This is a genomic window from Kitasatospora purpeofusca, assembly GCF_042691725.1.
Taxonomy (GTDB): Bacteria; Actinomycetota; Actinomycetes; order Streptomycetales; family Streptomycetaceae; genus Kitasatospora; species Kitasatospora purpeofusca_B.
This window is the reverse complement of sequence record NZ_CP170483.1, coordinates 722211-734907: the sequence shown is the minus strand read 5'-3', so window position 1 is coordinate 734907 and position 12697 is coordinate 722211. Positions and strand designations below refer to the sequence as shown.

Below are 12697 nucleotides of genomic sequence, written 5' to 3'. Positions count from 1 at the left end.
GCCCGCGTCAGTTCCAGGGCCCGACCGTGAGGCGGATCCGGGCGTCCGGGCCGAGGATCGGCCGGGTGGTGGCCGGCAGCGGGATGCGGGCGAGCCAGGAGCCCGCCCGGGGGTCCTCGTCGGGCAGCGGGTCGCCGGTCGGGCGGAGGTCCCGGATCGCCCCGGGCACCTCCGAGTTCCACTGCGCCCAGGCCGCCGGGCGCGGACCGCCGGGGTCCACGTCGACGATCAGGGTGTCGGCGAAGTCGGCGGTCTGCTCCAGGTGGTCGCCGAAGCCGAAGACCCCGTGCGTCTCGCGCAGCGACAGCAGGTTCAGGTCGAGGACGAACCGCAGCGGGCCCGCCTCGTCGGGGCTCAGCCGGCTGGAGAGGAAGGTGGTCGCGAGCGGGACGGCGCCGTCCCCGGCGGTCGCCGCCCGCGCGCGCAGGCTCGCCTCGGTCGGGTCGGACAGCTGGATCGGGCACCAGTGCGGGGCGGCCCGTTCGTGCATCAGCACCGGCAGTCCGCGCACCGTGAGCCGCACCTCCGCCTGCCAGGTGACCTCCTCGTCCGCGGGCAGCCGGACGTCGACGAGGTCGGTGGCGGCCCGCAGGTCGCCGAGCAGGAAGCGGCGCAGGTTCTGGTAGCCCTCCTCGGAGTTGACCAGCCCGTAGCTGCCGCTGTGGCTGCGGTACGCGAACGCCCGGTTGGCGCCGGTGACCTGCGCGTTCTCGATCTGCACCAGTCCGTCGCTGCGCGGGCCGACGGCCTCGGCCGAGACGCCGTGGCCGACGTCGTAGTCCTGGGAGTTGGTGCCGACCATGCAGAACACCCGGTCGAGCGGGAAGCGGCCGGCGGCGTCCGCGGGCCCCCCGCTGCCGTCGTCGTCGGCGATGTCCACCGCCCGCCAGCCGTCCGGCGGCCCGTCCGGGTCGGGGTCCGGCGTCAGGTACTGGTACATCCGCTCGGGGCCGAAGATGTCGGAGCCGTTGATGTTGAACAGGTCGCGCAGTGCCTCCGGGACGCCGAAGCCGACGGCGAAGGTGATGCCGCCGTGCGGCGTTCCGTAGGTGAACAGCTTCGCGACGTAGTCGGTGGCCCGCTCGCCGCGCTCGGTCGGGATGATCTTCTGCAGCAGGCAGCGGCAGATCAGTCCGCCCATCGAGTGGGCGACCAGGTTCACCCGGCGCGCGCCGGTCCGCTCCCGTACGTGGTCGATCAGCTTCAGCAGGTCACGGGCGGCGGTCTCCAGGTCGAACGGCTGCGGCCGGCCGCCCCAGGCGCCGGAGCAGATGTCGTAGAAGCGGTGGATCCAGATGCTCTCGGGGGGTGGGTCCTCCTCCTTCGCCGGCCGCGGTCCGCCCTCCACGACGATGTGGTAGCCCTCGTCGAGGTGCAGGCGCAGTAACGGACTTTCGAACTGGTAGAGAACGGGGTTGTCCTGGCGGCCGACGCGGATGTGCGTCGAGCCCTGGTTGAATCCGTAGAACGGATCCGTGACGGCCTTCTCGATCCCGGGGGTGCCTCCGGCGTATCCCCGGACGTAGATGATCGGGAGCCCGGCGGACGGCGTGCTCATGGCCGGCCTGCCCTCTCCGCGGCCGGCACCGGCCGGCGCCGGCCGACCCGTTGACAAGGGAGCTTCTCCCCCCAGTGTCGGGGGCCGGCGCCGGCCTGTCACCCCCCGGCTTCGGAGGGTTGATGGCCCGTCACTGCCCGTGTGGGGGTGCGGCGGGGGCGCTAGCGGCCCGCGAAGCGCTCCATCGCCGCCAGGACGGCCTCGCCGGTCGCGGGGGAGCCGGTGTGCCCGGCGTTCTGGATCACCGTCAGCTCGGCGTCCGGCCAGGCCTTGGCGAGCGTCCAGGCGGTGTCCAGGGGGCTGTCGAGGTCGAGCGCACCGTGGATCAGCACGCCCGGGATGCCGGAGAGCCGGTGCGCCTCGCGCAGCAGCCGGCCGGGCTCCAGGAAGGCCCGGCGGGAGAAGTAGTGCGCGGTGATCCGGACGAAGGCCGTCAGTGCCTCGGAGGGCCGGTCCGTGTAGGCGTGGGGGGAGCCCTCGGTCTCGTGGGCGATCACCGCGTCCTCCCAGGTGGCCCAGGCGGTGGTGGCCGCGCGGCGCACGGACTCGTCCGGGTCGTTGAGCAGCCGGTCGTACGCGGCGAGCAGGTCGCCGTCGCGGTCCTCGGGCGGCAGCGCGTCGCGGAAGGCCTCCCAGGGGCCGGGCAGCAGCCGCCCGACGCCCCGGTAGAGCCAGTCGATCTCCTCCGGCCTGGTCGTGGTGACGGCGCTGAGCACGATCTCGGACACCCGCGCGGGGTGCGCCTGGGCGTAGGCGAGGATCAGTGTGGAGCCCCAGGAGCCGCCGAACATCAGCCAGCGCTCGATGCCCAGGTGCTCGCGCAGCCGTTCCAGGTCGGCGACGAGGTGCGCGGTGGTGTTGTGCTCCAGGCTGGTCGCCGGGTCGGCGGCGTGCGGTTCGCTGCGGCCGCAGTTGCGCTGGGAGAACAGCACGAGCCGGTAGCGCTCGGGGTCGAAGTACCTCCGGTTGCCGGTGTTCAGCCCGGAGCCCGGTCCGCCGTGCACCACGACGGCGGGCTTGCCGTCCGGGTTGCCGGACACCTGCCAGTGGATCCGCTGGCCGTCGCCGACGTCCAGCAGGCCTTCCGCGTCCGGTTCGCCGACGGGATGGAACGTGGTCATACGGGCGCCTCCTCGGACGGGCGGATCGTGCGGGCGCCCGTGACACTAGCGGCCTGACGGACGGTGGTCGAACGATTTCGTCCGGTGCCCGGAGGGCCGACGGGTGTTGGGGCGGCCGGCGCTGTGCGGGCGGTCAGCGGCGTCCGGGCGGGAGCAGCGCCGCCAGTCCGTCGAGGATGCGTTCGAGGCCGAAGGCGAACCGGGCGTCGAGGTCCGGCCCGGTGAGGTCGCCGGCCATCGCGACCAGGTTGGGGAACTCGGCGGCCGGCAGCGCGCGGAACCGCTCGGCGGCGTCGTCGGCGAGCCGGCGCCGGCCGGTGCCGGTGGTCTCGGCCGCCGCCATCGGGGACTGCTCCTGGAGCACGAAGCCCTGCACGTACGCGCCGAGCAGGTAGGAGATCATCGCGGCGTCGGCGGCGGAGAAGCCGGCCTCGCGCAGCCGGTCGAGCTGGTCCTCCATCAGGCGCAGCAGGTTCGGCCCGGGCGCGAGGCGGCCCGCCACCACCTTGGCCGCGTCCCGCCGGCTGAGCAGGTGGGCGCGGTGGCGCTCGCAGTATCCGCGCAGCTGGTCGCGCCAGTCGCCGGTGCGCGGCGGGGCCTCGACGTCGGCCATCAGCGCGTCGTTGAGGAGGTCCAGCAGTTCCTCCTTGTTGCGGACGTGCCAGTAGAGCGAGGCGGCCTTGACCCCGACCTCGGCGGCCACCTTGCGCATCGACAGGCCGGCCAGGCCGTCGCGCTCCAGTACCCGCAGCGCGGCCTGCGCGAGCGCCTCGCGGGTGAGCCCGGGCTGGGCGGCGTCTTCGTCGGCCGGCATGGGGTCCTCGCTGTTCGTCGTCGCTGTTCGTCGGGCGGGCTGCGATCCCGCTTGCAATCTAACACCGTTAGGTGCACGCTGTCTCCCGTCGAACCGGCCTCTAACACCGTTAGGGGCTTTCCGTGATCGAACCAGGAGGGGTCATCCGATGGGGGAGACCGAGGGGACCGCGGCGCCCGGCGCCCGGCGCCGCCGGCTCGCGCTCGCGACGCTCTGCATCACCATGTTCATGTCCATGCTGGACAACGTCATCGTCAACAACGCCCTGCCCCGCATCGGCCGGGACCTCGACGCGGGCATCACCGGCCTCCAATGGGTGGTCGAGGGCTACAGCCTGGTCTTCGCCGCCCTGCTGCTCACCGGCGGCGCGCTCGGCGACCGCTACGGGCGCACCGTCGTCTTCCGGATCGGGCTCGCCCTGTTCACGGCCGGCTCGGCCGCCGCGGCGCTCGCCGGATCCGTCGGCACGCTGGTCGCCGCGCGGATGCTCCAGGGCGTCGGCGCCGCCCTGCTCACCCCCGGCAGCCTCGCGATCCTGCGGCACGTGTTCACCGACGAGCGCGAGCGCACCCGGGCGATCGGGACGTGGTCCGGCGTCTCCGCGCTCGGCCTCTCGGTCGGCCCGGTGGTCGGCGGACCCATGGTCGAGGCCTTCGGCTGGGCGAGCGTGTTCTGGATCAACGTGCCGATCGGCATCGCCGCGCTCGTCCTCTCCGGCCGGGTGCTGCCCGCGGTCCCGGGCCGCGCCCGGCGGGTCGACCTCGGCGGCCTCGTCCTCTCCGCGGCCGGCCTCGGCGCCGCCGTCCACACCCTGGTCGAGGGCCCCGAGCGCGGCTGGACGGACACCCGGGTGCTCGGCACGGCGGTGCTCGCGGTGCTGCTGCTCACGGCCTTCCTGCTGCTCGAACGGCGGATCGCCGAGCCGATGCTGGACCTGCGGCTGTTTTGCGACGGCGTGCTCGGCGGCGCGCTGCTCGGCGGGTTCATGGTGAGCTTCGGGATGTTCGGCGCGCTGTTCTTCCTGCCGCTGCTGATGCAGGGCGTGCTGGGCTGGTCACCGACGGCCGCCGGCCTCGCCGGTCTGCCGATGACGGCGATGATCGTCGTCGCCGGCCCCGTCTCGGCCCGTCTGACCGGCCGGCACGGGCCCCGGCTGCCCCTGGTGCTGGGCATCGCCCTGTGCGCGCTGGGCCTGGCGGGCCTGTCCCTGTACGGCGAGAACGCCCGCTACGCCGAGTACCTGTGGACGCTGTTCGTGCTCGGCCTGGGCATGGGGATGACCTTCACCCCGGTCTCCATCGCCGTCCTCCAGCGGGTCGCCCCGGAACGCATGGGCACCGCCTCGGCCACCGTCAACACCCTGCGCGAACTCGGCGGCGTCCTCGGCATCGCCGTCCTCGGCGCCGTCCTGACCCACCGCCTGGCGACCGCGCTGACCGCCGCCCTGACCGGCCTCGGCCTGCCGCCCGACACCCTCGGCCGCACCACCGACACCCTGGCCGCCACCACCACCCCGACCACCCCGCTCCCGCCGCCGGTCCGGCACGCCGTCGAGCACGCCTTCACCGACGGCATCCACCTCGCCCTGCGCTGCGGCTCGGCGGCCCTCGCGCTGGCGGCGGTCCTGGTCGCCCTCCTCCTGAGCGGCTCCGGCCGGCCGGCGGCCCCGGCCGCCGCCGGAGCCGCGCAGGACCTTCCCACCGGGGCCCGGGTGTAGCGGCCGTCGTCCTACGGGGGGCGGCGGCCCGGACGAGAGGGCCGAGGCCGCCCGGCGACCGGCCCGGCCCACCGGAGCAGCCACGCGAACCCGTGTCCGACCGCGATCCCCGCACCGGGCACCACGCCCCGGACTCGACGCTCGGAAGGTCCCGGTTCCCGGTCGCGCCCACTGCTGTTCGGCGGAACCGGAAACCGGTACTGGGCCCGCGGTTCGGCGGGTGCCTCAGCGGATGCCCTCCACCGCGCTCTGGGCGGTGCGGGCGAGTGCCTTGCGGGCCTCCCAGGGGTGGGCCGGGTCGACCGGCGGGGCGGTGATCGGGGTGCGGTAGGTCAGCTCGGCGACCAGGCCCCGGACGGCGACGACCCGGGCCAGCGAGGTGAGCAGGCCGTCCTCGCCGATGAAGGCGGGGGCGCTGGTGGGGCGGCCGTCGGTCAGCCGGTAGCGGATCGCGATCGGCTGGACGGGGGCCCCGGCCTGGACGGCGGCCTCGAAGAAGGCCGGGTGGAAGCGGCCGCTCTCCCGGCCGCACCAGGTGGAACCCTCCGGGAAGGCGATCACCGGTTCGCCGGACCGCAGCCCGGCGGTCACCTCGGCGACGGTCGCCGGCAGGGTGCGCAGCCGGTCGCGGTCGACGAAGACGGTGCCGCCCCAGGCGATCACCGGGCCGAGCACCGGCCAGTGGCGCACCTCGGTCTTGGCCAGCGGGCGGCCGGGGCGGACGGCGGCGATCAGCGGGATGTCGAGCCAGGAGACGTGGTTGGCCACCACCAGCACCCCGCCCCCGGCACCCGGCACCGCTTCCGGGCCGGGCCCGCTCCGCATCTCGACCCCCAGCGAGCCGAGCAGCGCGCGCGCCCAGAACCGGGCGAGCCGGTCGCGCGGCCCGCGCGGCAGGGTCCCGGCCGGCACGAGCAGTGCGAGCCCCACCGTGAGCACCACCAGGAAGGCGGCCAGCCGCAGGACCCGCCGGGGGAGGGCGACGGTGGGCGCCGGGTCGGTCAGGCAGGCCTCCGGGGTGCAGGGGGCCGTCGGCAGCCAGACGCTCATGCGAGCTGTTCCGTGGCCGGGGCGGCGGCCGCCGCCGTGCCGACGCCGCCCACGCCGGAGAGGAAGTGCCGCAGGTAGCGCGGGTCGGTGCGCTCCAGCGACAGCAGCACGTACAGGTCGGCGCAGTCGAAGTCCGGGTCGTGCGCGGGCTCGCCGCAGACCCAGGCGCCGAGCCGCAGGTAGCCGCGGAGCAGGGCCGGCAGCGGTGCCTTCCCGGCCCGCTCCACCCCGGTGGCGTCCCACGGGCGGTGCGGGGTGACCCGGTACTGCTCGGGGGCGAGGTGCTTGGCGGCGACGGTGTCCCGGACCCGGGCGGCGGTGGCGCCGCCGTCGTTCAGGGGGATCGAGCAGCAGCCGCCCACCCAGGTGTTGCCGGTGTCGGCGAGGTAGCGGGCGATGCCGCCCCACATGAGGTTGATGACGGCGCCGTTGCCGCGGTGCTCGGCGGCGATGCAGGAGCGGCCCAGCTCGACCAGCCCGTCCCGCAGCGGGGCGAGGCCGGTGAGGTCGAACTCGCCGTCGGAGTAGAGCCGGCCGGCCCGGCGGGCGGCCTCGGGGCGCAGCAGGCGGTAGGTGCCGACGACCGCGCCGTCCTCGCCCTCGCGGACGAGCAGGTGGTCGCAGAACTCGTCGAAGGGGTCCATGTCCAGGCCGGGGACGGCGCTGTGCAGGGTGGCGCCGAGCTCGTCGGCGAAGACCTGGTGGCGCAGCCGCTGGGCGGCGCGGACGTCGTCCTCGTCGCGGGCCAGCGCGACGGTGTAGACGGCCGAGGCGGAGCCGGAGGCGCTGTCCTGGCGGGCGGCGGGCGCCGCGGTGGCGGCCCGGTCGGGGGCGACTGCGGGCGGAGCGTACGTGGGGACGGTGGTCATGGCGGACCCTCCAGGGCAGCGCGGACGACGGCGGCCACGGGGATTGCCGTGGCACCGGCCCGGCCAGGCCCGTCCGGTCGACGGGTCTGTGAACCGGCACCCGTATGTCTCTCCAAACCGGCTGGCATCCACGTTGCCGTTCGGCGGAGCGCAGATGTGCACCTGCTGAATGCGGCCACCCGACGTGTGCGGGACACCTGTTGGGCACCGGGGCGCCGCCTTATCCTCCGCTGCATGGGGTGGATTCCGGGGGCGGGACTCTGGCGCACTTTCGCCAGGGACATGGCAGGGGTCATGGTGTGCCAGGCGGCGGCGACGGCCGGGCTCGCCGTGGTGTACCTGCTGGCGAGGGCGGTCGGACTGGCGCCCTCGCCCTGGTGGTGCCTGGTGGTGGCGATGGCGCTCGCCCTGCACCTGGTCGGCGAGCGCTGCTGGGAGGACGACCGGCGTCCGCGGACGGCGCTGGTGGCGCTGGCCGTGGCGCTGCTGGTCGCGGCGGCGCCGTACCTGCTGATCGGCGTGGCGGCGGGCTGGTCCGAGGCGCAGGCGGCGGACACCTACGCCTCGGGCGCGATGGCGGGCGGGCTGCTGCTCGCCGGGTACGTGGTGCGCGGTGTGCACGCGCTGCGCAGCGGTGCCCGCCCGCCCCACCCCGCCGGCACCCCGGCACCCGCCCGGGGCACGGGCGGGTAGCGGGCGGGTAGCGGCGGGGCGGGGCGAGCCGGGGCGGCGCGCGCCGGGGGACGGTCAGTACGCCCGCCAGCCCTCCGCGTCGAGTCCGCCCGGGACGACCTCGGCCGGGCCGTAGGGCTCGCGGGTGAACACGAAGGAGCCGACGTCCAGGTGGCTCACCGAGCCGTCGGCGGCCCGCACCACCCGCAGGGTCTCGCCCGCGTAGTAGTCGTCGAGGCCGGTCCAGGTGCCGTCGGCCTCGGCGCGGAACCGCGAGGCGCGGCCGCCGCTGCCGAGCAGCGAGAGCTCCAGCGCCCGCCCCGCCGCCAGCCGCAGGGTGTGCGGGGCGGCGCCCCAGTACCAGGGGCCGGTGAGGGCGAGGAGCTGCTCGTCGACCTCGGGCAGCGGGCGCCACGGCTCGGGGATCCGGGGCTCGTGCTCCGCGGTGATCGCGATCAGTTCGGCGGCGACCTGCCCGGTACGGGCGCCGTGGGTGGCGTTGGCGAAGGCGATCGCGGCCAGGCCGTCGGCGTCGCTGACCCAGAGGCCGGCGGTGAAGCCGGGCATCGAGCCGCCGTGCCCGAACAGGGTGCGGCCCTCGTGCCGGATCAGCTGGAGGCCCAGGCCGTAGGTCTCGGTCCAGTCGTCGGTGTCGGGGGCGACGGCGGGGCGGCGCATCTCGGCCAGGGTGTCGGCGGACAGCACCTTCTCGTGGCCGCCGGCCAGGAAGGCGGCCCACCGGGCGAGGTCGGCGACGGTGGACCAGAGCTGGCCGGCGGGCGCCATCAGGCCGGTGTCGGTGAGCGGTTCGGGCAGCAGGACGTCGGCCCAGGGGTGGACGGCGAAGCCGCCGGCGTGCGGGTGCTCGGGGAGCAGGGTGGTGCGGTCCATGCCGAGGGGTTCGAGGACCTCGCGGCGCAGCACCTCGCCCCAGGGCTCGCCGCGCAGCCGCTCGACCAGCGCGCCGAGCAGCGCGTAGGTGGGGTTGGAGTAGTGGTGCAGCCGCCCGGCGGGGTGGCGGCGCGGCCGCTCCTCCTCCAGGAGGTCGGCGAGGGCGGGGCGCAGCGCGCCGTCGGTCCGCTCCCACCACGGCCCCGGGGTCTCGGAGGCGAGGCCGGCCGAGTGCGAGAGCAACTGGGCGACGGTGGCGCCGTCGGCGGGGGTGCCGGGCAGGTGGCGCTCGAGCGGGTCGGCGAGGTCGAGCAGGCCCTCGTCGCGCAGCCGCAGGACGAGGACGGCGACGAAGGTCTTGGTGATCGAGCCGATCCGGTACTGCACGTCGGTGGTGGGCGCGTGGTCGTCGACCATGCTGCGGGCACCGCTCCAGACCAGCCGCCCGTCCCGGAGCACGGCGGCGACCACCGAGGGGGCGCGGCCCTCGGTCTGGGCGACGGCCAGGCGGTGCAGCAGTGCGCGGCGGGTGGTGGGAAGCAGTTCGTCGGACAGGTCGGTCATCTGATCCTCTGACGTAGTGCAGGCGGGTTCGGTCGGGTTCGTGCCGCAGTGCCATGGCACCGCGGCACAACCTAGTTCGCTGCGGCGGGTCGTTCCACCCATTTTCTCCCGATCGGTTCGCCGGGTTCCGACACTCCCTCACCGTCCGTCCGGCGGACGTCGCTTGACATGAGCAATTGGTCCAGTCCATTTTGGGGCCCTCCCCGCACCTCCACCCCCCCACATCCCCCACCGGAGGTCAACGGTGCACAAGCGCACCCGACTGCCCGCCGCCGGCGCCGCCGCGCTGCTCGCGGCCGCCGCGGCGTTCACCGCGCCCACCGCCGCCCACGCGGCCGACCAGCTCGCCAACGGCGGCTTCGAGACCGGCACCCTGGCCGGCTGGACCTGCTCCGGCGGCCTCGGCTCGGTCGTCGCCGCCCCCGTGCACGGCGGCGGCAAGGCGCTCGCCGGCGCGGCCACCGCGAGCGACACCGCCAAGTGCGTGCAGACCGTCGCGGTCAAGCCCGGCACCACCTACACGCTCTCCGGCTGGGTCCGGGGCAGCTACGTCTACCTCGGCGTCACCGGCGGCGGCTCCGCCTGGACCTCCGCCGCCGACTACAGCAGGCTGAGCGTCTCGTTCACCACCGGCGCCACCCAGACCAGTGCCGAGGTCTACGTCAACGGCTGGTACGGACAGGGCACCTACTACGCCGACGACATCGTGTTCGACGGCCCCGGCGGCGGCACCACCCCGCCGGCCGACACCCAGGCCCCCACCGTGCCCGGCAACCTGCGCGCCGCCGGCAAGTCGGCGAACAGCGTCACCCTGGCCTGGGACGCCGCCACCGACAACGTCGGCGTCACCGGCTACGACGTCTACCAGGGCGGCGCCAAGGTCGCGACCGCCACCGGCACCGGCACCACCGTCACCGGCCTGAGCGCCTCCACCGCCTACAGCTTCACCGTCAGGGCCCGCGACGCGGCCGGGAACACCTCCGCCGCCTCCACCGCCGTGTCCGTGACGACCGACAACGGCGGCGGCCCCACCCCGAGCGGCTTCAAGCAGGGCGCGCCCTACCTCTACAACGGCTGGGGCAACCCGCCCTCCGCCACCACCGTCATGAACGCCACCGGCATCAAGTGGTTCACCCTGGCGTTCGTCCTGGCCCAGAACGGCTGCAACCCGACCTGGGACAGCCAGCGGCCGCTGCTGAACGGCGTCGACCAGGCCACGATCAACGCGGTCCGCGCGGCCGGCGGCGACGTCGTCCCGTCGATCGGCGGCTGGAGCGGCAACAAGCTCGGCCCCAACTGCGCCACCACCGCCGACCTCGCCGCGGCCTACCAGAAGGTGATCGACGCCTACGCCCTCAAGGCGATCGACGTCGACATCGAGAACACCGACGAGTTCGAGAACACCGCGGTCCAGGACCGGATCCTCGGCGCGCTCAAGATCGTCAAGCAGAACAACCCCGGCCTGCGCACCATCGTGACCTTCGGTACCGCGACCACCGGCCCCACCTCCTACGGCAACCGGCTGATCGAGCAGGCCAAGGCGCTCGGCGCGGACATCGACGTCTTCACCATCATGCCGTTCGACTTCGGCAACGCCTCCACGGACATGTACGCCGCCACGGTCAGCGCCGCCGAGGGCCTGAAGACCAAGCTGAAGTCCGTCTTCGGCTGGGACGACGCCACCGCCTACACGCACATCGGCATCTCCGGCATGAACGGCCTCAGCGACAACAACGAGGTCACCACCGTCCAGAACTGGACCGCGATCCGCGACTGGGCCAACAGCCACCACCTGGCCCGGCTCGCCTTCTGGTCGGTCAACCGCGACCGGGGCTGCCCGGGCGGCGGCCAGCAGGAGATCTGCTCCGGCATCGCCCAGAACGACTGGCAGTTCACCTCCGTCACGGCCGGCTTCACCGGCTGACGCACCCCGGCGCCGCCGCGCGCCGGCGCGACCCGCGGCCCGGCCCCTCGGCGGAGGGGCCGGGCCGCGGCGCTGCCGTACGGGCGGGTGACCCGGGCGGCGTGGCGCGGCCCGGTGCCACCGCCCCGCTCCTAGGGTCTGACCGCCGACCACCCTACGGAGCGTCATGCCCTCCCACCACGAGCCGACCCTTCCCGAGCCGCGCCGGCCCGAGCCGCCCGCCGGCGTCAAGGCCGGCCGGGTGCTCCGCAACCCCAAGGTCTGGGCCGTCCCGGCCGTGCTGGTCGGCCTGCTCAGCCTGCTGATGTCGCTGCTCTACCTCGGCGGCATCCTCGACCCGCGCGGCGACCTGCACCACCTGCCGATCGCGCTGGTGAACACCGACCGCGGCGCCGAGGTCGGCGGGCAGCGGCAGAACCTCGGCGAGCAGCTCGTCACCGGCATCGCCACCGCCCCCGGCCAGGGGGACACCGTCTCCTGGCGGCAGCTCGACGAGGCGACCGCGCGGGAGCAACTGGCCTCCGGCAAGCTCTACGGGGCGCTCCAGGTGCCGCCCGACTTCACCGCGACCGTCGCCGCCCTCGGCGGCGCGAGCGCCAAGCCCGCGCGCCCCACCGTGATCCAGTACACCAACCCGGGCGTCGGCAGCCTCGGCTCCTCACTCGCCGCCCAGATCGGCCAGCAGGCCGTCCACCAGGCCTCACTGGCCCTCGGCGGCCGGCTCTCCGCCCTGCCGCAGGCCCAGGGCCTGGACGACGCGGCCCGGCTGCTGATCGCCGACCCGATCGCCGTCAGCACCACCGCCGGCCACCCGATCGGCAACCGCAGCGGCCTCGGACTCTCCGCCTTCTACTACACCCTGCTGCTCGTCCTGGCCGGCTTCTTCGGCGCCAACATCATCGGCAACGGCGTCGACGTCGCGCTCGGCTACGCCGACAACGAGGTCGGCCCCTGGCGCGCCCGCCACCCGGTGGTGCCGATCAGCCGCTCCAGCACCCTCGCCGTCAAGTGCGTGATGTCGGTGGGCCTGTCGCTGCTCACCTCGTCGCTGATCATGCTGGCCGGGGCGGTGATCCTGGACATGGACGCCGCGCACCTGCCGCTGCTGTGGGTCTTCTCGGTCTGCGCCAGCAGCGCGGTCGGCCTCGGCGTCCAGGCGATCAACGCGGCCTTCGGCGGCCTCGGCCTGCTGGTCAGCATGTTCGTGTTCATCGTGCTCGGCCTGCCGTCCTCCGGCGCGACCGTGCCGCTGGACGCCCTGCCGTCGTTCTACCGGTTCCTCGCGCTGTTCGAACCGATGCGCCAGCTCACCGACGGCGTGCGCGCCATCCTCTTCTTCGACGCGCGGGCCGACGCCGGCCTCACCCGGGCCTGGATCTGGATCGGCATCGGCACCGTGGCGGCCCTGCTCTTCGGCTTCGCGATGACCCGCTACTACGACCGCAAGGGCCTGCACCGCACCGTGCCCGAGCTCGCCTGAGCCCGGGCACGGACGGCGGCGCACGGCGGCTGGCGGA

Annotated in this window: 10 protein-coding genes; 4 read left to right on the top strand and 6 right to left on the bottom strand. The window is 74.7% G+C overall.

The window, feature by feature from the left end; translation table 11 throughout:
* Positions 1-7 precede the first annotated feature (7 nt).
* From ACFCLZ_RS03240 to ACFCLZ_RS03230, 3 genes are all read right to left on the bottom strand, one after another.
* The gene (locus ACFCLZ_RS03240; protein ID WP_380283093.1) at positions 8-1558 is read right to left on the bottom strand and encodes an esterase/lipase family protein; all 1551 of its coding nucleotides are present in this window, start codon (positions 1556-1558) and stop codon (positions 8-10) included.
* A 161-nt stretch (positions 1559-1719) separates the two neighbouring features.
* Positions 1720-2679, bottom strand: a complete 960-nt coding sequence (pip, locus tag ACFCLZ_RS03235) for a prolyl aminopeptidase (protein ID WP_380283091.1) — start codon at positions 2677-2679, stop codon at positions 1720-1722.
* A 133-nt stretch (positions 2680-2812) separates the two neighbouring features.
* Positions 2813-3493: a TetR/AcrR family transcriptional regulator gene (locus ACFCLZ_RS03230; RefSeq protein WP_380283090.1), complete on the bottom strand. Its 681-nt coding sequence runs from the start codon at positions 3491-3493 to the stop codon at positions 2813-2815.
* A gap of 148 nt (positions 3494-3641) precedes the next feature.
* On the opposite strand from ACFCLZ_RS03230, the gene ACFCLZ_RS03225 reads away from it, so the two are divergent.
* Positions 3642-5210 (top strand): MFS transporter, encoded by a 1569-nt coding sequence (locus tag ACFCLZ_RS03225; RefSeq protein WP_380283088.1) that lies wholly within the window; start codon positions 3642-3644, stop codon positions 5208-5210.
* A gap of 225 nt (positions 5211-5435) precedes the next feature.
* Here ACFCLZ_RS03225 and ACFCLZ_RS03220 read toward each other — a convergent pair whose 3' ends face one another.
* Entirely contained in the window at positions 5436-6260 is an 825-nt protein-coding gene (locus tag ACFCLZ_RS03220; protein ID WP_380283087.1) for a lysophospholipid acyltransferase family protein, read from the bottom strand.
* Complete coding sequence (locus tag ACFCLZ_RS03215; protein ID WP_380283086.1) at positions 6257-7129, bottom strand: GNAT family N-acetyltransferase; 873 nt, start codon at positions 7127-7129, stop codon at positions 6257-6259. The genes ACFCLZ_RS03220 and ACFCLZ_RS03215 overlap by 4 nt, the downstream gene beginning before the upstream one ends.
* Before the next feature lie 282 nt (positions 7130-7411).
* Between ACFCLZ_RS03215 and ACFCLZ_RS03210 the strand changes: the two genes are divergently transcribed.
* Positions 7412-7822: a hypothetical protein gene (locus ACFCLZ_RS03210; RefSeq protein ID WP_380283085.1), complete on the top strand. Its 411-nt coding sequence runs from the start codon at positions 7412-7414 to the stop codon at positions 7820-7822.
* Positions 7823-7876: 54 nt separating this feature from the next.
* Here the strand turns inward: ACFCLZ_RS03210 and ACFCLZ_RS03205 are convergent, their stop codons facing one another.
* Positions 7877-9256: a serine hydrolase domain-containing protein gene (locus ACFCLZ_RS03205; RefSeq protein ID WP_380283084.1), complete on the bottom strand. Its 1380-nt coding sequence runs from the start codon at positions 9254-9256 to the stop codon at positions 7877-7879.
* 244 nt (positions 9257-9500) lie between these two features.
* Here ACFCLZ_RS03205 and ACFCLZ_RS03200 point away from each other — a divergent pair, with 244 nt between their 5' ends.
* Together ACFCLZ_RS03200 and ACFCLZ_RS03195 are read left to right on the top strand one after the other, a co-directional pair.
* Positions 9501-11180, top strand: a complete 1680-nt coding sequence (locus ACFCLZ_RS03200; protein ID WP_380283083.1) for a carbohydrate binding domain-containing protein — start codon at positions 9501-9503, stop codon at positions 11178-11180.
* A 166-nt stretch (positions 11181-11346) separates the two neighbouring features.
* Positions 11347-12660, top strand: a complete 1314-nt coding sequence (locus ACFCLZ_RS03195) for a YhgE/Pip domain-containing protein (protein ID WP_380283082.1) — start codon at positions 11347-11349, stop codon at positions 12658-12660.
* The last annotated feature ends 37 nt before the right edge of the window (positions 12661-12697 follow it).